Origin of the sequence: Streptomyces sp. NPDC051677, from assembly GCF_044453465.1 — a bacterium.
Taxonomy (GTDB): domain Bacteria; phylum Actinomycetota; class Actinomycetes; order Streptomycetales; family Streptomycetaceae; genus Streptomyces.
The window spans coordinates 17108-38145 of sequence record NZ_JBITCT010000051.1 but is presented as its reverse complement, the minus strand read 5'-3'; the positions used below and the strand labels follow the sequence as shown (position 1 = coordinate 38145).

Below are 21038 nucleotides of genomic sequence, written 5' to 3'. Positions count from 1 at the left end.
CGCACCGCCAACCCGATGTGTGCACGTTCCCAGCTGTTCGATCAAACGGGAGAAAATCCATGCCGGAGACCACCCCCAGGGGCCTCACCGGGCTCGCCTTCGGTGGGGACTACAACCCCGAACAGTGGCCGGAAACCGTCTGGCAGGACGACGTCCGGCTGATGCGGGAGGCCGGCGTCACCATGGTGAGTGTCGGGATCTTCTCCTGGGCCCTGCTGGAGCCCTCGCCCGGGGTGTACGACTTCGGCTGGCTGGACCGGATCATCGACCTGCTGCACGCGAACGGCATCCGCGTCGACCTGGGCACCCCCACCGTCGTCCCGCCGGTCTGGTTCTTCCGCAACCATCCCGAGGCGTTGCCGGTGACGCCCGAGGGCGTCCGCTACGCGTTCGGCTCGCGCGGGGCCATCTGTCACAGCAACGCGGACTACCGCGCCGCGGCGGCGAACATCACCACCCGGCTCGCCGAGCGCTACGGCGACCACCCGGCGCTGGCGATGTGGCACGTGCACAACGAGTACGGCGTCCCCGTCTCGGCCTGCTACTGCGACTCCTGCGCCGCCCACTTCCGCCGCTGGCTGGCGACGACGTACGGCACGGTGGAGGCGGTCAACGAGGCCTGGGGCACCGCCTTCTGGGGCCAGCGCTACGCGGACTTCGAGGACATCGAGCCGCCGCGCGCGACGCCGACCGTCGGCAACCCGGGCCAGGCCCTGGACTACAAGCGGTTCGCCGACGCCACCATGCGCGAGAACTTCTGCATGGAACGGGACGTCCTGCACCGCCTCGCGCCCGGCGTCCCGGTCACCACGAACTTCATGACCGCCCTCAGCCAGTGCGACTCGGTCGACTACTGGGCCTGGGGCCGCGAGGTCGACCTCGTGACCAACGACCACTACCTGATCACCGACGGCCGCCGCACCCACGTCAACCTCGCGATGGCCGCCGACCTCACCCGCTCCGTCGGCGCCGGCGCGCCCTGGATCCTGCTGGAGCACTCCACCTCGGGCATCAACTGGCAGCCGCGCAACCCCGCCAAGGCCCCCGGCCAGATGGCCCGCAACTCCCTCGCACACGTGGCCCGCGGCTCCGAGGGCGCCATGTTCTTCCAGTGGCGGCAGTCCCGGCGCGGCGCCGAGAAGTTCCACTCGGCGATGGTCCCGCACGGCGGCACCGACACCCGTGTGTGGCGCGAGGTCGTCGAACTCGGCGCCTCCCTCGACTCCCTGAGCATGATCGGCGGCACCCGCACCGACGCCGACGTGGCGATGCTCTGGGACTGGCACTCGTGGTGGGCGCAGAACCTCGCCTGGCGCCCCAGCGAGGACGCCGACCCGCGGGAGCGGGCCGACGCCTTCTACGAGGTCCTCTACGACCGCCACCTCACCGTCGACTTCGCCCACCCCGAGGCCGACCTCGCGCAGTACCCGCTGGTCGTGGTCCCCGCCCTCTACCTGATGACGGAGGCGGCCGGGAACAACCTCAAGGAGTACGTCGAGAACGGCGGCACCCTCGTCGTGTCGTACTTCTCCGGCATCGTCGACGAGCACGACGCCGTCCACGAAGGCGCCTACCCGGGTGCGCTCCGGGACGTGCTCGGCCTCACCGTCGAGGAGTTCTCCCCGCTGCTTCAGGGCGACAGCGTGCGGGTCACCGGCCCCGACGGCTCCGAGCTCGGCGGCGACGTGTGGACGGAGTTCGTCGTGCCGCAGGGCGCCGAGACCGTCTGGACCTACGCCGACGGCCTCACCGCCGGGCACCCGGCCGTCACCCGGCACCGCCTCGGCGAGGGCGCCGCCTGGTACGTCTCCACCCGCCTCGGCCACGAGGGCCTGGACGCGGTGCTCGGCTGGGCCGCCGAGGACGCGTCGATCGCCCCGCGCGCCGACCTGCCCCACGACGTCGAGGTCGTGCGCCGCTCCGGTGAGACGGGCAGCTACCTCTTCGCGATCAACCACACCGCCACCGACGCCAAGGTGCCGCTGGAGACCTCCGGCACCGAACTGCTGACGGGCGAACGCGCCGCCGGCCGCCTCGCGGTCCCGGCGGGAGCCGTCCGGGTCGTGCGACTCGACGGCTGAGCCGACTCCCCCTTCGCCCGTGGAGCCGCGAGCCGCGGGCGGAGGGGGTCCCTCTTGCACGAGGGAACCCCACCCCCATCACGTCGAAGGGACGACGGACGACGATGTTCCATCCCAGACGCACCCTCAGGGCCCTGCTGCTGCCGCTCGCCGCGGGACTCGCCCTCACCGCCCTGCCCGCGCAGACCGCCCAGGCGGCGAGCACCCTCACCAACGGCGGCTTCGAGTCCGGCGGCGCCGGCACCGCGACACCGGCCGGCTGGTCCACGTACTCGGCAGCCGGCCAGAACTCCGCCTCCTTCACCGAGGCCGGAGGCCACGGCGGCAGTTACCGCCTGTCCCACTGGGCGTCCACCGCCTACAAGGTGGAGACGTACCAGTACCTCTCGGGCCTGGCCAACGGCTCCTACAAGCTGACCGCCTGGGTCCGCTCCAGCGGCGGCCAGAACGCGGCCTACATAGCCCTCAAGAACTGCGGCGGCCCGGACCAGCGCACCGACCTGCCGGTCTCGTCCAGTGGCTGGGTGCACATCGTCACGCCGGTCAGCGTCACCAACAACCAGTGCACCGTCAGCATCAACAGTGACGCGAACGCGGGCAACTGGATCAACGTGGACGACCTGACCCTCACGTCCGGCACGACCGGGCTGTCGATCAAGGGCGCCGACATCTCCTCCCTCGCCAAGAGCGAGGCCAAGGGCGGTGTCTACAAGACCGGTTCGGGCGCCACCGGCGACGCGGTCACCATCCTGAAGAACGCCGGCATGAACTACGCGCGCCTGAAGGTCTGGGTCAACCCCGCCGACGGCTACAACAACAAGACGCGCGTCCTCGCCCTGGCCAAGCGCATCAAGGCCGCGGGCCAGAAGCTGCTGATCGACTTCCACTACTCGGACACCTGGGCCGACCCGGGCGCCCAGTCCAAGCCGGCCGCCTGGGCGAGCCATTCGTACAGCCAGCTCAAGACGGACGTGTACAACCACACGTACGACGTGTTGAACGCGTTGAAGGCGCAGGGCACCACCGCCGACATGGTCCAGGTCGGCAACGAGATCAACGGCGGCATGCTGTGGTCCGAGGGTTCCACCGACAACTGGAGCCAGCTGGCCGGTCTGCTCAACTCCGGCTACGACGCCGTCAAGGCGGTCAGCTCCTCCACTGCCGTCGCCCTGCACCTCGCCAAGGGCGGCGACCTGAGCGGCACCCGCTGGTGGTTCGACAACGCCGTCTCCCACGGGGTGAAATTCGACGCGATCGGCCTGTCGTACTACGGGTACTGGCACGGCACGCTCGCCGACTTCCAGACCACCCTGGACGACGCGGCCTCCCGATACTCCAAGCCGGTGTTCGTCGCCGAGACGGCCTACCCGTTCCGTCTCGACAGCGACGACTCGCTCACCAACCAGATCGACCTGTCCTCCGAACTGGTCTCCGGCTACCCGGCCACCGCGGCCGGTCAGCTGGCCTGGATGAACGCCGTCGCGAACATCGTGGAGGCCGTCCCGGGCGGCCGCGGCCTCGGCGTCTTCTACTGGGAGGCGACCTGGACGGCCGTCACCGGCAACGGCTGGGACCCGACCGACGCCGCTTCCGGCAACGGCTGGGAGAACCAGGCTCTGTTCGGCTATGACGACAAGGCCCTGTCCTCCATGTCCTGGTTCAGCCACCGCTGATCCCCGACCTCGTCGAACGGGGCCCGGCCGCACCGCCGCGATGCTGACTCTGCCGGGGATCTTGAGGATCCCCGGCGGGGCAGCATGATCAACGGGCATGCTCGGCTCTGTTCAAGGACCGATGCAGTAGTCGAGGTGCCCGTTGTCGCTCCGTGCCCGTTCTGGTGAGCAAGTCCCTTCTCTGACCGTGCAGATGGCGCGGGCGAGCAACCCGGGCGGTACGACGGCGACGTTTCGCGTCACCGTGCCGAAGCGGCACGTCTGTTCGAGAAAGAGTGGTGGGGGACTTCGGGAAGAGGCGGCAGAGGACAGAGAGATCACCTTCCGGAAAAGCCCGGCAAAAGACCACGGGTACGACCCGCCGTCGACTCTCCTGCCTGCGAGGATGGCCGCCTCCTCAAGGAAGGGCGGACCCATATGGACCGTCGGGCGCCTCTCGTCCCCCTCAGGTACGTCACTCTCCCCGGGCACGGCCCCGAGGACGTCGTCGCCGACCCCAGAGGGCGGATCCTGACCGGGGTGTCGGACGGGAGGATCCTGCGCGTCGAGGGTCTGGAGGATCCGCCCACGGCCCGGGTCGAGCACATCGGCGAGATCGGCGGCCGTCCGCTCGGCCTCGAACTCCTCCCGGACGGTGACCTGTTGGTGTGCTGCGCCGACGGCGCCCTGCTGCGCGTCGACCCCGACGGCGGCTCCGGGAATGTACGGGTCCTGACCGAGTCGGCGGCGGGGGAGCGGCTGCGTTTCTGCAGCAACGTCGTCGCCCTGCCCGACGGCACCGTCTACTTCACCGTCTCCAGTCAGGTCCACCCCTTGGCGGACTGGATGGGGGACATCGTCGAACACACCGGCACCGGACGTCTGCTGCGCCTGGCCCCCGGCGCCCGCGAGGCCGAAGTCGCCCTGGAAGGGCTGCAGTTCGCCAACGGCCTCGCGCGCAGCGCCGACGACTCCTTCCTGATCGTCGCCGAGACCGGCGCCCGCCGCCTCACCCGCTACTGGCTCACCGGCCCCCGGGCCGGACAGGCCGAACCCCTCGTCGAGCACCTGCCGGGGTTCCCGGACAACCTGTGGCGCGGCGCGCCCGACGGCCCCGTCTGGGTGGCGCTGGCCGGACCGCGTGTCCCCCCGCTCGACCTCCTGCACCGCACCGGCCCCTCGGTCCGCAGGCGCGCCGCCCGGTTGGCCCTGAACGCGCCGTACCGTCCCTCGGGGCAGGCCGGTGTGCTGGCGGTCGACGACGACGGCCGCATCCTGCACCACCTCACCCGCCGCCGCTCCGGATTCCGCATGGTCACCAGCGTCTGCGAGACCGGTGGCCGGCTGGTCCTGGGCAGCCTCTGGGAGCGCGGCATCGCGGTCTGCGAGGCGCCCGTGCCCAAATGAGGCGGCGCTACGCTGGTGCCCGGCCGTGATCACCCCGACGCGGAGGGGTGGTCCGGGACCGGGCGGGAGACGTACGACATGACAGCCCCGCAGGCCGAGAGCCTGCGCACCAGAGCCCCCCGGCGCACCGCCGGGACGGGTCAGTTCCCGGTGGTCGCCGTCGTGGCGGCCGGCGGCGGCATCGGCGCCGCCGCCCGCTACGCGGCCTCCCTGTGGTGGCCCACGCGCACCGGCGGCTTCCCCTGGACCGTCTTCTGGGTGAACGTGGTCGGCTGCGCGGTGATCGGCGTCTTCCTGGTCCTCGTCACCGAGGCCATGACCGCCCACCGGCTGGTGCGCCCCTTCTTCGGCACCGGCGTGCTCGGCGGCTTCACCACCTTCTCGACGTACGCCGTCGACCTTCAGAAGCTGTTCGACGGCGGCCGTCCCGGCATCGCCCTGGCCTACCTCGCGGGAACCCTGTTCGCGGCGCTCGCGGCGGTGTGGCTCGCGGCCACGGCGACCCGCCGCGCGCTGAAGTGGAGGCGACCATGACCAGACTCACCGGCAGCGCCCTGCGGCTGACCGTCTTCGTCGGCGAGAACGACACCTGGCGCCGCAAGCCCCTCTACACGGAGATCGTGCACCGCGCCCACGCGGCCGGTCTCGCCGGCGCCAGCGTCTTCCGGGGCATCGAGGGATTCGGCGCGTCGTCCCTCATCCACACCTCCCGGCTGCTCTCGCTCAGCGAGGACCTGCCGGTGGCGGTCGTCGTCGTGGACACCGAGGAGCGGGTGCGGGCCTTCCTGCCCGAGCTCGACGAACTGGTCACGGAGGGCATGGTCACCCTCGATCCGTGCGAGGTGATCAGATACGTCGGCCGGGGCCAGAGGCACGGCGAGAAGCGGAGCGAGAGCCGGAGCGAGAATCCGGACGATTCGGGCACGAAGGGTAAGAAGTCGTTGTGAACTGGCTGGTCGTCGTCGCCGGCGGCATGATCGGGGCGCCGCTTCGCTATCTGACCGACCGCGCGGTGCAGTCCCGGCACGACTCCGTCTTCCCCTGGGGCACCTTCGTCGTCAACATCACCGGCTGTCTGATCCTCGGCACGCTGACCGGCGCCACCGGCGTCGGCCCCGACCTGCGGTTGTTCCTGGGCACAGGGCTGTGCGGGGCCCTGACGACGTACTCGACGTTCTCCTACGAGACGCTCCGGCTCACCGAGACCGGCGCGGGCCTCTATGCGGCCGCCAACGTCGTCGCGAGCGTGGTCCTCGGCCTCGGGGCCGCGTTCGCCGGCGTGGCGATCGGCCAGTCGGTGTGGCCGTGAGCGGCTGCGTCGGCTGCGGGCCTGGTAGGACTGTGTACGACACCGGAGCGTCTACAACGCTGTCGACCGATTCGTCTCCTCAGAACTGGATTCCATGAGCGCCATCTCCGTCGGCCAAGCCGTCGTCCTCGGAGCCGTCGAGGGAGTGACCGAGTTCCTCCCCGTCTCCTCGACCGGACATCTGAAGATCACCGAAGGCCTGATGCACATCCCGGTCGACGACGACGCCGTCGTCGGCTTCTCGGCCGTGATCCAGGTCGGGGCGATCGCCGCCGTGCTCGTGTACTTCCGCAAGGACATCGTGCGGATCGTGTCGGCCTGGTTCCGGGGGCTGCGCCACCGCGAGGAGCGCGAACACCACGACTACCAGTTCGCCTGGTGGGTGATCTACGCGACGATCCCGATCGTCGTCGTGGGCCTCGCCGCCAAGCCGCTCATCGAGGGGCCGCTCGCCTCGCTGTGGGTGGTCGCGGGCTCGCTGATCGTCGGCAGCGGCGTGATGTGGGCGGCCGACCAGATGGGCCGCCACAAGCGCGGCGAGGACGACACCTCGTTCAAGGACGCGATGCTGGTCGGCAGCTCCCAGATCCTCGCACTGCTCTTCCCCGGCTTCTCCCGCTCCGGCGCCACCATGTCCACCGCGCTCATGCTCGACCTGGACCGGGTCGCCGCCACCCGGCTGTCGTTCTTCCTCGGCATCCCCGCCCTGACCGGCGCCGGGATCTACGAGCTGAAGGACGCTCTGGGCACCGGCGCGGGCGCCGCGCCCCTGGCCGTCGGCACGGCCGTGTCCTTCGTCGTCGCCTACGCCTCCATCGCCTGGCTGCTGAAGTTCGTCGCCAAGCACTCCTTCAACGCGTTCGTCGTCTACCGCATCGTCGTCGGCCTGGCGCTGTTCGGACTGCTGGCCGCCGGAGTCCTCGACAGCTGAACGGCGCCGAGCAGCGCCCAGCGGCTCTGAGCGGCGCTGCGCAGCGCCCGTCGGCGAAGACCCTTCAGGGGGTGGGAAGGTGCCTTTCAGGCCTCCCGCCCCCTGAATTTTTGTTTTCGCTCGTCTTGACAGCGGCCTTCGGCCACCCGGAGTATCACTCCCGTGAACCTGTCAGACAGCCAGACAGCTGGTCGGGGACCGCGGCGCGTCAGCGCGATGGAAGCGGTCCTCACCCACCTCCGCGGCGCCATCGAGCGCGGCGAGTACGCCATCGGCGACAAGCTTCCCTCCGAGGCCGAGCTCTGCCGCACCCTCGAGGTGTCCCGGCCCGTCCTGCGGGAGGCCCTGCGCGCCCTGCAGACCATGGGCCTGACGGTCGCCAAGACCGGCAAGGGCACCTTCGTGATCGCGAACACCGTCGAGGACCCCACCTTCGGCGACTACGCGGCCAGCGACCTGCTGGAGGTGCGCCGCCACGTCGAGATCCCGGTCGCCGGGTACGCGGCGCTGCGCCGCACCCCGGAGAACCTGGACCACCTGGCCCATCTGCTCGACCGCATGGAGCGGGAGACGGACACCACCGCGTGGGTCGCGATGGACACCCTCTTCCACCTGGCCGTCGCCGAGGCCGCCCAGAACCCGGTGTTCCGCCGGGTCATCGAGGAGATCCGGGACGCACTGGCGCGTCAGTCGGCCTTCCTCAACGAGCTGGGCGGACGGCGCGAGCAGTCCAACCGCGAGCACCGGGCGATCGTCGAGGCGCTGATCGACGGTTCCGAGCCCGACGCGGTGGAGGCGATGAGCCACCACCTCGACCGCGTCGAGACGACCCTCACCGACATCGTGCGCACCCCGCGCACGCACCCTCACCTGGAAGGCGGACCCGCGGCGTGAGCGACCAGCACCTCAAAGACGAGACGCGTACCTCCCCCCGTCACGTCGACGCCGGAGACGAGGGCTACAGCAAGTCGCTGAAGTCCCGCCACGTCAACATGATCGCCATCGGCGGCGCCATCGGCACCGGCCTCTTCCTCGGCGCCGGCGGCCGCCTCGCCGACGCCGGACCCTCCCTCTTCATCGCCTACGCGGTCTGCGGCGTCTTCGCCTTCCTCGTCGTGCGCGCCCTCGGCGAACTCGTCCTGTACCGCCCGTCCTCCGGCGCCTTCGTGTCCTACGCCCGCGAGTTCCTCGGCGAGAAGGGCGCGTACACGGCCGGCTGGATGTACTTCCTGAACTGGGCCACCACCGGCATCGCCGACATCACGGCGGTCGCCACCTACACCCACTACTGGGGCATGTTCTCCGACATCCCGCAGTGGGTGATCGCGCTGATCGCCCTGGCCGTGGTCCTCACCGTGAACCTGATCTCGGTGAAGATCTTCGGCGAACTGGAGTTCTGGTTCGCCATCGTGAAGGTCAGCGCGCTGGTGATCTTCATGTGCATCGGCATCTTCCTGCTGGTCACGCAGCACCCGGTGGACGGCGCCGACCCCGGCCCGTCCCTGATCACCGACAACGGCGGCGTCTTCCCCAACGGCCTGCTGCCCATGCTGCTGATCATCCAGGGCGTCGTCTTCGCCTACGCCTCGGTCGAACTGGTCGGCGTCGCGGCGGGGGAGACCCAGAACCCCGAGAAGATCATGCCGAAGGCGATCAACTCGATCATGTGGCGGGTCGGCCTGTTCTACGTCGGCTCGGTCGTCCTGCTGTCGATGCTGCTGCCCTGGAACAAGTACACGTCCGGCGAGAGCCCCTTCGTGACGGTGCTGTCCAACATCGGCATCCCGGCGGCGGGCGGCGTGATGAACCTGGTCGTGCTCACCGCGGCCATGTCCTCGCTCAACTCCGGCCTGTACTCCACCGGCCGCATCCTGCGCTCCATGGCGATGTCGGGCTCCGCCCCCAAGTTCACCGGTGTGATGAGCCGCAGCCAGGTCCCGTACGGCGGCATTCTGCTCACGAGCGGTATCTGTGTCCTGGGCGTCGGCCTGAACTTCGTCGTCCCGGCGGACGCCTTCGAGATCGTCCTCAACTTCGCGGCGATCGGCATCCTCTCCACCTGGGGCATGATCATGATCTGTCACCTCCTCTTCTGGCAGAAGACCCAGAAGGGCGAGCTGACCCGCCCGAGCTACCGGCTGCCGGGCTCCCCGTGGACCGAACTCGTGACGCTGTTCTTCCTCGTCTCGGTCCTCGTCCTCATGTACGCCGACGGCGGCGCGGGCCGCACCACGGTGCTGTGCCTGCCGCTGATCGTCGCAGCGCTCGTCGCCGGCTGGTACGCCATCCGCCGTAACCTCGCGCGCACCTCGGCCAAGGCCGACGCGTGACCCCCGCGCCGGCCCACGACAACCCACAAGTGATCCAGGCAGTGATGTACAGCAGTTCCCTCGCCCACGCCCCCGCGATCCGCGAACCCCTCCACGCCCCCGTCGCCCACCTCGTGCGCGGCGGGGTGACCGAGGGGATCCACTACGGCTCCGTCGTCGTCCTCGGCACGGGCGGTCAGGTCGACTTCCAGCTCGGCGACATCGAGGCCGCGTTCTACCCGCGCTCGGCGCTCAAGCCCGTCCAGGCCGTCGCCATGCTGCGGGCCGGGCTGCCGCTCGACGGCGAGCTGCTCTCGCTCGCCGCCGCCAGCCACTCCGGCGAGGAACGCCACCTCGCCGGGACCCGGCGGATCCTCGAGCTGGCGGCCGTCACGGAGGACGACCTGCGCAACGTCAAGGAGATGCCGTACGACCCGGCGGTCCGCGACGCGTGGATACGCGAGGGCCGCGAGCCCTCCCGCCTCGCCCAGAACTGCTCGGGCAAGCACGCGGCCATGCTGTACACCTGCAAGCTCAACGGCTGGTCCCTCGACGGCTACCTCGACCCGGAGCACCCGCTCCAGCAGGCGATCGCCGAGATCGTCGAGGACCTCACCGGGCAGCGGATCGCACGGGTCACCGTCGACGGGTGCGGCGCCCCTCTCTTCTCCGTCTCCCTGCACGGCCTCGCCAGGGCCGCCGCCCGCATCACCACGGCGGCCCCGGACACCCCGGAGGCGCGGGTCGCGGACGCCATGCGCGACCACGCCGAGATGGCCTCCGGCGCGGGCCGGGACGTCGCCGCCCTGATGCGGGCCGTGCCCGGCCTGCTCGCCAAGGACGGCTTCGAGGGCGTCGAGGTCGCCGCGCTCCCGGACGGCCGCGCCGTCGCCGTCAAGATCTCCGACGGCGCGAACCGCGCCCGCGTCCCGGTGACGGCGGCCGCCCTCGCCCGTGCAGGCGTGGACCCCGCCCTCCTCACCGAGTTCGCGGGCGAACCCCTCCTCGGCGGCGGCGAACCGGTCGGCTGCGTCCACCCGGTACGCGCCCTCGACCCCCTCACCGCACGCGCCTGCGCCTGACCCGCACGGACCACCGATGGGGCTGTGCCGTTCACCCGGGCCTCCGGCCGACCGGACGGAGGCCCACGCCGGCCGCCCGGCGCGGCCGGTGACCGCTCGGCAGGGGCGCGATCGCAAGTCCGGCCCGCCCGGCGGGCGTTCATGGGCCTGCGGGTGGCCCCGCGAAGCCGTCGCGGGTGCGCCGCTCCGCCGCTCGACCGGTGTGGCCGTCGCCTCGGCGGCACGGTTCAGGCGGGCGGTCGGCGCGCGGTGCCTGGTGCCGTCGAATCGGGTGCCATCGCCTCGGGCGGCCCGTCCGGCGGCCATCGCGCGGCCCGTCAGCGCGCGGTGCCTGGTGCCGTCGAATCGGGTGCCATCGCCTCGGGCGGCCCGTCCGGCGGCCATCGCGCGGCCCGACGGCGCGCGGTGCCTGGTGCCGTCGAATCGGGTGCCATCGCTCGGGCGGCCCGTCCGGCGGCCATCGCGCGGCCCGTCGGCGCGCGGTGCCTGGTGCCGTCGAATCGGGTGCCATCGCCTCGGGCGGTCCGTCCGGCGGCCATCGCGCGGCCCGTCGTCGCGCCGGGTCGGTGCCTTCGGTGTGCCTCGGCCCGGCACGCGGCCGCGGCGCACAGGCGTCGTCGGGCGGCCGTGGCCGCTCGGCTCAGTGGGGGCATGCCCGGCACGGGCGCTCGACCGGCCCGACCCGGGCACCGGCCGCGGCTCAACCGGTCCCGCGCCCGCCCGAGGCTCGGCGTGTCGCGTGCCCGGGCCGCTCGGCCAAGTGCCGTCCGGTGGGCGTGTCCCCGCCCGACGCGCGCCGTGTGCGGGCGCCCGTCGGCCGGTCCTGCACAGCTGCTCGGGTCGCGGCGCGCGAGGCGTCCGGCGGGGCGTCGTACTCCGGCCGCCACGCGCGGGCGGTCCCTGAACCACCGGTCCGGTCACCATCGGACCGGTGTCCTGACCGGCTCGGGCGGGCGTCACCTCGTACCGCCCGAGCCGGACACCACCCTCCACCCGACCTCACTCACCCGCTCCACACTCACCCTCAGAAAGAGGCCGCACCCTCATGACCGTCGCCGCCACCCGCAGTGAACACGATCTGCTCGGAGACCGGGACGTCCCCGCCGACGCGTACTGGGGTGTCCACACCCTGCGCGCCACGGAGAACTTCCCCATCACCGGGACGCCGATCTCCGCCTACCCCCACCTCATCGACGCCCTCGCCGCCGTCAAGGAGGCCGCCGCGCTCGCCAACGAGGAGCTCGGTCTGCTGGCGTCGGACAAGGCGGCCGCCATCGTCGCCGCCTGCCGTGAGATCCGGGCCGGGAAGCTGCACGACCAGTTCATCGTCGACGTCGTCCAGGGCGGCGCCGGGACCTCGACCAACATGAACGCCAACGAGGTCATCGCCAACTGGGCACTGGAGCTGCTCGGCCACGCGAAGGGGGAGTACCGGTACCTGCACCCCAACGAGGACGTCAACCTCGGGCAGTCCACCAACGACGTGTACCCGACCGCCGTCAAGGTCGCGACCGTGTTCGCCGTGCGCGGGCTGCTCAAGGCGATGGCCGTGCTCCAGGACGCCTTCGGCCGCAAGGCGGTCGAGTTCCGGGACGTGCTGAAGATGGGCCGTACCCAACTCCAGGACGCGGTGCCGATGACCCTCGGCCAGGAGTTCTCGGCGTACGCCGTCATGCTCGACGAGGACCGCAGCCGCCTCGCCGAGGCCGTCGAGCTGATCCACGAGATCAACCTCGGCGCCACGGCCATCGGCACGGGACTCAACGCCCCGGCCGGATACGCCGAGTCGGCCCGCCGTCACCTCGCCGAGATCACCGGACTGCCCCTCGTCACCGCCGCGAACCTGGTCGAGGCCACGCAGGACTGCGGTGCGTTCGTCCAGATGTCGGGCGTGCTCAAGCGCGTCGCAGTCAAGCTCTCCAAGAGCTGCAACGACCTGCGGCTGCTGTCCTCCGGGCCGCGTGCCGGCCTCGGCGAGATCAACCTGCCGCCGGTGCAGGCGGGTTCGTCCATCATGCCCGGCAAGGTCAACCCGGTGATCCCCGAGGTCGTCAACCAGGTCGCCTTCGAGGTGATCGGCAACGACGTCACCATCACCATGGCCGCCGAGGCCGGACAGCTCCAGCTCAACGCCTTCGAGCCGATCATCCTGCACTCGCTGTCGGAGTCCATCACCCACCTGCGCGCCGCCTGCCTCACCCTCGCGGAGCGCTGCGTGAACGGCATCACCGCCAACACCGAGGCGCTGCGCGCGAGCGTGGAGAACTCCATCGGCCTGGTCACCGCCCTCAACCCGCACATCGGGTACACGGCGGCCACCGACATCGCCAAGGAGGCCCTCGTCAGCGGCCGCGGCGTGGCCGAACTCGTCCTGGAGAAGGGCCTGTTGCCCGCCGAGCGACTCGCCGACCTGCTGCGCCCCGAGGTCCTCGCCGGCAGCGGGCCCCTGCGGGGCTGAGGGCGGACGAGGGCGAGGACCGGCTGGGCGGCGCAACGGTGATCCCGTTCCCGTCCCTCCAGCCGGTCCTCGACTGCCCGGGCGAGCCCGGGTCAGTCCAGGAACTCGGTCAGCAGCGGCAGCAGCAGCGACGTGCGGCGCATCAACGCCATGTGCGTGGTGGCCGGCAGCACGGCTGGCTCGGCGTCGGGGATGAGCCGCTGCATCTCGGCCGCGTGCTCGATCCTCACGAAGTCGGTGTCACCGATCGCCAGCAGCGTGGGCGCCCGAAGCCCGCGCAGGTCGTCGGCCGTCCAGGACAGCGGGGCGTGCGCCGCCGCCGCGCACTTGGCGAGGAAGTCCTGGAAGTGCTCGGGGTGCGGGGCGACGGCCGCGTAGGCGTCCGCCATCTCCTGGAAGTCCGCCTGGCCGGGCAGCCGCGGCGAGGTGTAGTCGGGGGTGCGGATCTCGTCGTGGCAGCCCTCCTGGGTGTACTGGGTGGAGGCGAGCACCAGCCGGCCGACGCGCTCGGGGTGGGCGAGCGCGAGCTGCAGCGCGACCAGCCCGCCCAGGCTGAACCCGAGCACGTCGGCCTGCTCGATGCCGAGTTCGTCGAGCAGGGCCACCACGTCCGAGGCCAGGTCGGCCGGGGTCAGGGCACGGTCGGTGTCGGCGGTGTGGCCGTGCCCCTGGAGTTCGGGAGCCACGACGTGACGGTCGGCGGCCGGCGTCGGCAGCACCGCCGCGAAGGACAGGCCGACGGTGAGGACGCCGCCGTGCAGCAGCACCAGCGGACGCCGCTTGCCGTCGTCGGAGCCATGGACCTCGTAGTACATCTCCAGGCCGTTGACCTTGGCGTAGTCGGAGCCGGTCGGCATGGTCACCACATCCGTTCGGTGGCAGGCGGTCACCACAGAGACCGGCCGGACCCGCGGAACTCATCGCTCCGGCCAAGACCTCACAAGCCGGTCACACGCAGGCCGCCGTCCGGAGGGCGGAACGTCGCTCTCCGGCCACCCGGCGTTGACACCATGACGGAGTGTTGGCCAAGGCTTTCCCCATCGATCTCCGTCGCTGTCAGGTGCTGGGCCTGGCCGGCACGGCCTGTCTCGCGCTCGGCGGCGAGACGGCCGGCGCGCTGCCCGCCCGCGAGCTCCTGGCCCCGTCGTCGGTGCACGCCGCGCTCGGTCTGGTCGGCGTGTACTGCGGACTGGTGCTGCTGACCGCGGCCTGGATCCTGCTCGGCCGTCTGGTGCGCAGCGCGGATCCGCCGACCCCGCGCGCCCTCGTCCTGGTCCTCGTCGTCTGGGCCGCGCCGCTGCTCATCGCGCCGCCGCTGTTCAGCCGGGACGTGTACAGCTATCTGGCCCAGGGCGCCATGGTGGACGCGCACCTCGACGTGTACGCACACGGTCCGGCCCGGCTCGGCGGTCCGCTGGCCGACGAGGTCGCCCCGCTGTGGCGGCACACCGGAGCCCCGTACGGCCCGGTCTTCCTCGCCCTCGCCGGCGCTCTGGCCGGCCTGACCCGGGGCGCCCTGTCCGCCGGGCTGCTCGGCATGCGGTGCGTCGCGCTGTTCGGGGTGGCGCTGATGACGGCCGCCCTGCCCCGGCTCGCCCGGCACTGTGGCGCCGACCCGGCCGCCGCGCTCTGGCTCGGCGTCCTCAACCCGCTGGTGCTGCTGCACCTGGTGGCCGGCGCCCACAACGACGCGATCATGCTGGGCCTGCTCGGCGTCGGCCTGGTCGCCGCGCTGGGCCGCCGCCCGGTGCTGGCCACGGTCCTGGTCACCCTCGCCGCCCTGGTCAAGGCGCCCGCGGCCCTGGGCCTCGTCGCGATCGTGGTCCTGCAGCTGCGTGCGGGCCGCCGCCCGGTTCCGACCCTGCTGACGACGGGGGCCGCGGCCGCCGCCACCACCGTCGCGGCGACCGCCGTCGCGGGCACCGGATACGGCTGGATAGGAGCACTGGACACCCCGGTCTCCGCGCAGAACTGGGCGCTCACCAGCCTGCTCGGCCGCGCCACCGGCGCCCTCCTCGAGCACCTCGGCAGCGATCTGGCGCCCCTGGCGATCCCCGTCTGGCACGTGCTGGGCCTCGCGTTGACGGCGGTCGCCCTCGTCGTCATCTGGTGGCGGCTGCGGCCGCGCCCGGTGTACGCGCTCGGTCTGAGTCTGGCCACGGTGGCCGCGTTCGGCCCGGCGATCCGCCCCTGGTACGCGTTGTGGGGACTGTTCCTCATAGCCGCGGCCGCCCCCGACACGCTGATCCGGCACCGGATGGCCGCCGTGGCGGGCGTCCTCGCCCTCGCCGTCCTGCCCGACGGCGACCCCGCCGACACGGGACGCCTGGTGCTCGCCGTCTCGGGCGGTGCGCTCGCCCTGGTCGTCCTGTGGCAGGCCCACCTCGCGGCACGGACGCCGACCGCCCTGGGGCGTCCGGCATGAGAACGATCGCCGTCCGCGGTGTGCAACCGCCCCGCACCGAGCGAGGCCGTCTCCTGCTGGTCCTCGTCCTCGCCGTCGGCGTCGCCGTCTTCACCGCGACGGTCCCGCTGCTGCGCGACTGGTTCGATCTGCGCGTCTACTACGGCACCGTCAACAGCTGGATCCACGACGGCGGCCGCGTCTACGACTACCGCGTGCCGGGCACGTCGTACGGCTTCACCTACCCCCCGTTCGCGGCCGTCGTCATGCTGCCGATGGCGCTGATCGGCCTGCGCACCGCGATCCTCGCCGCCTTCCTGCTCAACCTGACGGCGCTGGCCGTGGTCCTCCGCGTGCTGGTCGGACCGGGGTGGCGGCGCTACGGCTGGTACGGCGCCGGTCTCGCCGCCTGCGCCCTCGCGCTGTTCGAACCGTTGCGCGACACGTTCAGCTTCGGGCAGGTCAACCTGCTGCTGCTGGCCCTCGTCCTGACCGACGCCTGGCTCCTGACGACCGGCCGGACCCGCTGGGCCGGGGTCGGGATCGGCCTGGCGGCGGCGGTGAAGCTGACGCCCGCGCTCTTCATCGGCCTGCTGCTGGTGGCCCGCCGCCGACGGGAGGCCGCCGTGGCGACGGCCGTGGCAGCGGCCGCCACGGGACTCGCGGCCCTGATCGCCCCGGACGCCTCGCGCTTCTACTGGACGTACGCCATGTGGGACACGACCCGCGTGGGCCGGCTCGACTACGTCTCCAACCAGTCGCTCCAGGGCGTCCTGGCCCGGCTGGGCGTGGAGAGCCGGGCCGTCTGGGCGGTGCTGGTCCTGACCGTGCTGTGCTGGTGGGCGTGGCGGGCCCGGCGGGCGGTGGCCGTGGGGGACTGGCAGGCGGCCTTCGCCCTCACGGGCCTGACCGCCTGCCTGGTCAGCCCCGTCACCTGGGTGCATCACCTGGTGTGGCTGCTGCCGTCCTTCGCCGTGCTGATCCGCGCGGGGCGCCAGCGCGTCGCGGGCGCCCTGTACGCGGTGCTGTGCACCAGCGTGGTGTGGCTGTGGTTCCACGACGCGTCCGGAGTCGACGGCTTCCTCGGCAGCAACGTCTACACCTGGATCACGCTCGGTCTGCTGGTGTGGCTGCCGGTCGGTCATTTCTCGGACGGGCGGCGACCCGCGAGCCGCAGCACGAACGCCACGCCGGCCCCGCCCAGTACGGCGGCCCCCGCCACGCGGGCGGCCTCCGACCAGCCGGGAGCGTCGTCGACCGCGTGAGCGGCGGCGACGGGCGCCGACGCGGACGCCGGCGTCGGCCCCGGCCCCGGCTGAGGACGCGGGCGGGCCCGCAGCGCGTCCAGCGAGCCCACCGCGTCGACCCGCCCGGCGGCCGCGAACCCCCAGTCCAGCAGCTCGCGCGCCTCTTCGTAGACGGCGAACCCGCCCCCCGCCTGGGGGTTGAGCACCGTCACGACGAGGCTGCGCCCGCCCCGGCGGGCGGCGGCGACCAGGGTGTTGCCGGCGTTGCTGGTGTAGCCGTTCTTGATCCCGATCAGCCCCGGGTACGGCTCGACGCCGTCCGCCCCGGTCAACAGCCGGTTGGTGTTCGTGATCTCGTACGACCAGCCGTCGTCCCCCGGGAAGGCCGCCTCCGCGGTGCCGCAGTACCGTGCGAAGTCCGCGTTGCGCAGCCCCGCCCGCCCGAACACGGCCAGGTCGTACGCCGACGACACCTGGCCCGGCGTGTCGTACCCGTCGGGCGACCGCACGTGTGTGTCCAGGGCGCCCAGCAGCCGTGCCTTGGCCTGCATCCGGACGGCCGTGGCATGCCAGCCGCCGCTGAGCGCCGCGAGGACGTGCACGGCGTCGTTGCCGGAGTTGAGGAACACTCCGCGCCACAGGTCGGCGACCCGGTAGGTGTGTCCCTCGGAGACCCCGACGAGGCTGCTGCCGGGCCCGAGGTCCATGAGTTCCTCCTCGTTCACCCGGTGCCGGATCCCGCCGGGGAGGACCGGCAGCACCGTGAGGGCGAAGAGGGTCTTCAACGTGCTGGCCGGGGGCAGCTTGCGGTGCGCGTTCGACGCGGCGAGCACCTCGCCGGTCCGCGCGTCCGCGACCAGCCACGACAGGGCGGAGACGTCCGGGAGCTCGGGGGCGCCCCGGCGGGGCCTGACCTGTGTGCCGGAGCGGTACAGCAGGGACGGCCGCGGCGTCGTCACCCGGGGCGCACCGGGTCCGGCGGCTGCGCCGGGCGCTCGGGGATCCGGGCGGGTGGGGGCGGCGACCGCGGCGGGCCCGAGGGCGAGGGCGCCTGCCGCACAGAACGCGCAGGCCGCCACAGCGACCCGGGAAGAGAATCCGATCGTCATACGATCAACGTAGGAATGAAGGCGGCGTTCGCCGCGCTGCCCGTGCCGAGCGGGTACGCGTGAGCACCCGGATGCCGCACGTTCCGCGTCGGTCGGCTTGAGGCGACGTCAGCTGATGTCGGGGGGCGTCAGGCGGCCGGCAGTGTCGGCTGGACGCGGCGCAGGAAGGTCGCGTTGTCCGGGGTGGCGCGCATCCGCGCCAGGAGCGTCTCCAGGTTCGCCTGGCCGTCCCGCGTCTGCAGGGCCCGGCGCAGGCCGCGCATGGCCGTCAACTCGCCGGGGGAGAGGAGGAGTTCCTCGCGGCGGGTGCCGGAGGTGTTGATGTCGACGGCCGGGAAGACGCGACGCGAGGCGGGTTCGCGGTCGAGGCGGAGCTCCATGTTGCCGGTGCTCTTCAGTTCCTCGAAGTAGAAGTCGTCGGCGCGGGAGCCGGTTTCGACGAGCGCGGTGGCGAGGACGGTGAGCGAGCCGCCCTCCTCGGCCGCACGCGCGGCGCCGAAGAACCGCTTCGGGCCGATGAGCGCGGTCGCGTCGACCCCGCCGCTCAGGGTGCGGCCCCCGGCGGCGGCCGCGTTGTTGTGCGCCCGGCACAGCCGGGTCAGTGAGTCGAGGAGGATCACGACGTCCTCGCCCGCCTCGACGAGCCGCTTGGCCCGCTCGATGACGAGTTCGGCCAGCGCGATGTGCTGCTTGGGCGTCCGGTCGAAGGTCGAGGCGTACACCTCGCCGCGCACGGAGCGCCGCATGTCGGTGACCTCCTCGGGCCGCTCGTCGAGCAGGACGACCATCAGCCGCGCCTCGGGATGGTTGCCGGCGACGGCGGCGGCGATCTGCTGGAGCAGCACGGTCTTGCCGGTCTTCGGCGGAGCGACGATCAGCCCGCGCTGGCCCTTGCCGACGGGCGCGACGAGATCGGCGACGCGTCCGGCGAGCCCGGCCGCCGGGTGTTCCAGACGGAGCCGCTCGTGCGGGTGGACGGGGGTGAGGTCACGGAAGTGGCGGCGGGCGCGCAGCGCGTCGGGCGCACGGCCGTTGACGCGTGCGACCTCGGTCAGTGCGCGCTGGGCGCCGCGTACCCCTTCGACGAGGTCGCCCTTGCGCAGGCCGTGACGGCGGATCAGCGCGGCCGGCACCTGGAGATCGGCGGGCGTGGGCAGGCAGTCCGCGGAGCGCAGCTGCCCCTTCCCGCTCGCGTCGATGTCGAGGACGCCGGCGGCGATGCGGGCCGGAGGCTGCTGTTGCACAGGGGGGTGTTCGAGAGTGGTGGTCATGGTGGTCGGTCCTTTCACGGACGGAAGGCATGGGACATGCGGAGAAGGGGGGAGCAGCCGCGAAGGGAGGGCGCACGGCGCACCTCGGGCGGCGGGAGACAGCACCTCGGCCACGGCAGAACTGATCCGCTGGTGAGGTGGTGCGGGAAAGCCGTCGCACCGGCCGGAAACGGCGGGTGATGCGGCGAACTGAAGAAAAACTGGCACCGGCGCCCAAACGGGGGGCGTACACAAGTGCTACCGAGACTGTAGCACACCGGGTCGTTCCGATGCCGTCAACGCGCCCACGGCATCCCTTGTTCCGTGCGGCGCATACGGTACGTAGCGCCCATGGAGGAGGTCGGGTGGGCAACTCGGCCTCTTCGAGGTTTACCGCACATGTCCCCAGAGGGTAACGATCCGTGACGGCAAGGGACTTGACCGCTACATCTGCCCTATCTTCACGACATGTCCACGCCGCCTCAGCCTCCGCAGCAGCCGGAGCAGCCGTCCGAGGCGCCGGCCCAGCCGAGCGCGTACCCCTATCCGCATCCGCAGTCGCCGGCCCCCGGCGGGCCGCTGGGTTTCCCGCCGGCGGCGCCCGCGATCCAAGCGGGCCCGCACCACGTCCATGCCCAGCCAACCCTGGTCGGGCAGCCCGCCCAGCCCCAGCCCGGCAACCCGTACGTCCAGCCGGGCCCGTACCCCGTCGTCGGTCCGCCGCCCACGAGGGGCGGCGGCGCCGGACGGGCGGTCCTGTGGGCCGCGGTCGGCGCGGTGGTGGCGTCGGCCGCATGGGCGGCCGGTGTCTTCCTGATCGGCGCCGCAGCCGATCCGGACCTGCGCGGCTACACCGCGCCGTCCAACCTGTGCAACTCCACCGACTACTCGTCCTTCAAGGAGGAGTACCCGCAGAGCGACAGCGCCCCGACCCACAACACCCTCGAGGACGACGCCCTCGACGAGGGACTGTGCAACCTCAGCCTGAAGAAGACCGGGTCGAGCTACTCGGACGCGTACCTCTCCGTCCAACTGGACCGGCACAAGAAGACCGACCCGGGGCCGGAGTTCACCGCCACCTGGAAGAACTACGCCGACAGTCACACGGGTTACGACGTGGACGCCGTCACCGGCATCGGCGACGAGGCGTACCTCGTCAGCGACGACACCACGTCCGGCTCGTCCAGCGGTTCCCTCTACGCCACGCTCGCCGTACGGGACGGCTGGGTGACCTACACGATGAGCTACAGCGCCTACTACTCCTCGTACAGCGACGACACCGATCCGCCCAAGCTCGAAGAGGTCTCCGACTGGCTGAAGGCGGACACGAAGACGACCCTGGGAGACCTGAAGGACTGAGGCCGGACGTCAGGAGGCGGCGGCCGACCGGGCCTCCGCCTCCTTCGCGATCTCCTCGAACTGCGCGCCCATCGCAGCCGCGAGAGCCTGCGCACCCGACAACGGGCGCACCATGACGGTGAGTTCGTCGATGAGCCCGTCCTCGTTCAGGTGGATGAAGTCGCAGCCGGTCAGCTGCCGCTCGCCCACCCGCGCCGTGAACACCAGCGCGTGGTCGCGGCCGTCGCCGCCGCCGAGCTCACGCTCGTAGCGGAAGTCCTCGAAGACACCCGCCACGGCGCGCAGGATCGCCGCGGTGATCGCCTTGCCCGGGTACGGCTTGAACACGACCGGGCTGGTGAACACCACATCCTCGGCCAGCAGCGCCTCGACGGCGTCGAGATCGCCGGCCTCGACCGCCTCACGGAACGCGCGCATCGGATCACCTCACAGCAGATAGT

General features: G+C 72.0%; 17 protein-coding genes and 1 pseudogene. 14 read left to right on the top strand and 4 right to left on the bottom strand.

Annotation, left to right across the window (positions count from 1 at the left end):
• Positions 1–59: 59 nt before the first annotated feature.
• The 11 genes from ACIBAF_RS40185 (at position 60) to aspA (ending at position 13229) form a co-directional block, all read left to right on the top strand.
• Positions 60–2081, top strand: a complete 2022-nt coding sequence (locus tag ACIBAF_RS40185; RefSeq protein ID WP_399470158.1) for a beta-galactosidase — start codon at positions 60–62, stop codon at positions 2079–2081.
• A gap of 104 nt (positions 2082–2185) precedes the next feature.
• Positions 2186–3754, top strand: coding sequence for an arabinogalactan endo-beta-1,4-galactanase (locus tag ACIBAF_RS40180; RefSeq protein ID WP_399470156.1), 1569 nt, complete (start codon positions 2186–2188; stop codon positions 3752–3754).
• Positions 3755–4171: 417 nt separating this feature from the next.
• On the top strand, positions 4172–5140 hold the full coding sequence (locus tag ACIBAF_RS40175) for an SMP-30/gluconolactonase/LRE family protein (RefSeq protein WP_399470154.1): 969 nt from the start codon (positions 4172–4174) through the stop codon (positions 5138–5140).
• A gap of 78 nt (positions 5141–5218) precedes the next feature.
• Positions 5219–5674: a fluoride efflux transporter CrcB gene (gene crcB, locus ACIBAF_RS40170; RefSeq protein WP_399470152.1), complete on the top strand. Its 456-nt coding sequence runs from the start codon at positions 5219–5221 to the stop codon at positions 5672–5674.
• The gene (locus tag ACIBAF_RS40165; protein WP_399470150.1) at positions 5671–6087 is read left to right on the top strand and encodes a DUF190 domain-containing protein; all 417 of its coding nucleotides are present in this window, start codon (positions 5671–5673) and stop codon (positions 6085–6087) included. The genes crcB (ACIBAF_RS40170) and ACIBAF_RS40165 overlap by 4 nt, the downstream gene beginning before the upstream one ends.
• Positions 6084–6449, top strand: coding sequence for a fluoride efflux transporter CrcB (crcB, locus tag ACIBAF_RS40160; protein ID WP_399470148.1), 366 nt, complete (start codon positions 6084–6086; stop codon positions 6447–6449). The genes ACIBAF_RS40165 and crcB (ACIBAF_RS40160) overlap by 4 nt, the downstream gene beginning before the upstream one ends.
• Before the next feature lie 94 nt (positions 6450–6543).
• Positions 6544–7380: an undecaprenyl-diphosphate phosphatase gene (locus ACIBAF_RS40155; protein ID WP_399470146.1), complete on the top strand. Its 837-nt coding sequence runs from the start codon at positions 6544–6546 to the stop codon at positions 7378–7380.
• A 216-nt stretch (positions 7381–7596) separates the two neighbouring features.
• Positions 7597–8274, top strand: a complete 678-nt coding sequence (locus tag ACIBAF_RS40150; RefSeq protein WP_399470200.1) for a FadR/GntR family transcriptional regulator — start codon at positions 7597–7599, stop codon at positions 8272–8274.
• On the top strand, positions 8271–9710 hold the full coding sequence (locus ACIBAF_RS40145; RefSeq protein WP_399470144.1) for an amino acid permease: 1440 nt from the start codon (positions 8271–8273) through the stop codon (positions 9708–9710). The genes ACIBAF_RS40150 and ACIBAF_RS40145 overlap by 4 nt, the downstream gene beginning before the upstream one ends.
• A gap of 44 nt (positions 9711–9754) precedes the next feature.
• Positions 9755–10771 (top strand): asparaginase, encoded by a 1017-nt coding sequence (locus ACIBAF_RS40140; RefSeq protein ID WP_399470198.1) that lies wholly within the window; start codon positions 9755–9757, stop codon positions 10769–10771.
• A 1045-nt stretch (positions 10772–11816) separates the two neighbouring features.
• Positions 11817–13229, top strand: coding sequence for an aspartate ammonia-lyase (gene aspA / locus ACIBAF_RS40135; protein ID WP_399470142.1), 1413 nt, complete (start codon positions 11817–11819; stop codon positions 13227–13229).
• A 92-nt stretch (positions 13230–13321) separates the two neighbouring features.
• Here aspA and ACIBAF_RS40130 read toward each other — a convergent pair whose 3' ends face one another.
• Positions 13322–14086, bottom strand: coding sequence for an alpha/beta fold hydrolase (locus ACIBAF_RS40130; RefSeq protein WP_399470140.1), 765 nt, complete (start codon positions 14084–14086; stop codon positions 13322–13324).
• 161 nt (positions 14087–14247) lie between these two features.
• Between ACIBAF_RS40130 and mptB the strand changes: the two genes are divergently transcribed.
• The gene (mptB, locus tag ACIBAF_RS40125) at positions 14248–15654 is read left to right on the top strand and encodes a polyprenol phosphomannose-dependent alpha 1,6 mannosyltransferase MptB (RefSeq protein ID WP_399470138.1); all 1407 of its coding nucleotides are present in this window, start codon (positions 14248–14250) and stop codon (positions 15652–15654) included.
• Positions 15651–16502: pseudogene (locus ACIBAF_RS40120) on the top strand (glycosyltransferase family 87 protein); the annotation flags it as partial. The gene mptB and the pseudogene ACIBAF_RS40120, both read left to right, overlap by 4 nt.
• A gap of 272 nt (positions 16503–16774) precedes the next feature.
• Here ACIBAF_RS40120 and ACIBAF_RS40115 read toward each other — a convergent pair.
• Positions 16775–17989, bottom strand: a complete 1215-nt coding sequence (locus tag ACIBAF_RS40115) for a D-alanyl-D-alanine carboxypeptidase family protein (RefSeq protein ID WP_399470136.1) — start codon at positions 17987–17989, stop codon at positions 16775–16777.
• Between the two features lie 128 nt (positions 17990–18117).
• Positions 18118–19260, bottom strand: coding sequence for a transcription termination factor Rho (gene rho / locus ACIBAF_RS40110; RefSeq protein ID WP_399470134.1), 1143 nt, complete (start codon positions 19258–19260; stop codon positions 18118–18120).
• Positions 19261–19707: 447 nt separating this feature from the next.
• Between rho and ACIBAF_RS40105 the strand changes: the two genes are divergently transcribed.
• The gene (locus ACIBAF_RS40105; RefSeq protein WP_399470132.1) at positions 19708–20598 is read left to right on the top strand and encodes a hypothetical protein; all 891 of its coding nucleotides are present in this window, start codon (positions 19708–19710) and stop codon (positions 20596–20598) included.
• 9 nt (positions 20599–20607) lie between these two features.
• Here the strand turns inward: ACIBAF_RS40105 and ACIBAF_RS40100 are convergent, their stop codons facing one another.
• Positions 20608–21015 carry a nuclear transport factor 2 family protein gene (locus tag ACIBAF_RS40100; RefSeq protein WP_399470130.1) on the bottom strand — a complete coding sequence of 136 codons (408 nt, stop codon included), beginning with the start codon at positions 21013–21015 and terminating at the stop codon, positions 20608–20610.
• Positions 21016–21038: the final 23 nt, after the last annotated feature.

Bases quoted from the DNA above. Each gene is read 5' to 3' on its own strand.
- ACIBAF_RS40185 (WP_399470158.1), top strand. From the start codon at position 60: ATGCCGGAGACCACCCCCAGGGGCCTCACCGGGCTCGCCTTCGGTGGG.
- ACIBAF_RS40180 (WP_399470156.1), top strand. From the start codon at position 2,186: ATGTTCCATCCCAGACGCACCCTCAGGGCCCTGCTGCTGCCGCTCGCC.
- ACIBAF_RS40175 (WP_399470154.1), top strand. From the start codon at position 4,172: ATGGACCGTCGGGCGCCTCTCGTCCCCCTCAGGTACGTCACTCTCCCC.
- crcB (WP_399470152.1), top strand. From the start codon at position 5,219: ATGACAGCCCCGCAGGCCGAGAGCCTGCGCACCAGAGCCCCCCGGCGC.
- ACIBAF_RS40165 (WP_399470150.1), top strand. From the start codon at position 5,671: ATGACCAGACTCACCGGCAGCGCCCTGCGGCTGACCGTCTTCGTCGGC.
- ACIBAF_RS40155 (WP_399470146.1), top strand. From the start codon at position 6,544: ATGAGCGCCATCTCCGTCGGCCAAGCCGTCGTCCTCGGAGCCGTCGAG.
- ACIBAF_RS40150 (WP_399470200.1), top strand. From the start codon at position 7,597: ATGGAAGCGGTCCTCACCCACCTCCGCGGCGCCATCGAGCGCGGCGAG.
- ACIBAF_RS40140 (WP_399470198.1), top strand. From the start codon at position 9,755: ATGTACAGCAGTTCCCTCGCCCACGCCCCCGCGATCCGCGAACCCCTC.
- aspA (WP_399470142.1), top strand. From the start codon at position 11,817: ATGACCGTCGCCGCCACCCGCAGTGAACACGATCTGCTCGGAGACCGG.
- ACIBAF_RS40130 (WP_399470140.1), bottom strand. From the start codon at position 14,086: ATGCCGACCGGCTCCGACTACGCCAAGGTCAACGGCCTGGAGATGTAC.
- ACIBAF_RS40115 (WP_399470136.1), bottom strand. From the start codon at position 17,989: ATGACGATCGGATTCTCTTCCCGGGTCGCTGTGGCGGCCTGCGCGTTC.
- rho (WP_399470134.1), bottom strand. From the start codon at position 19,260: ATGACCACCACTCTCGAACACCCCCCTGTGCAACAGCAGCCTCCGGCC.
- ACIBAF_RS40105 (WP_399470132.1), top strand. From the start codon at position 19,708: ATGTCCACGCCGCCTCAGCCTCCGCAGCAGCCGGAGCAGCCGTCCGAG.
- ACIBAF_RS40100 (WP_399470130.1), bottom strand. From the start codon at position 21,015: ATGCGCGCGTTCCGTGAGGCGGTCGAGGCCGGCGATCTCGACGCCGTC.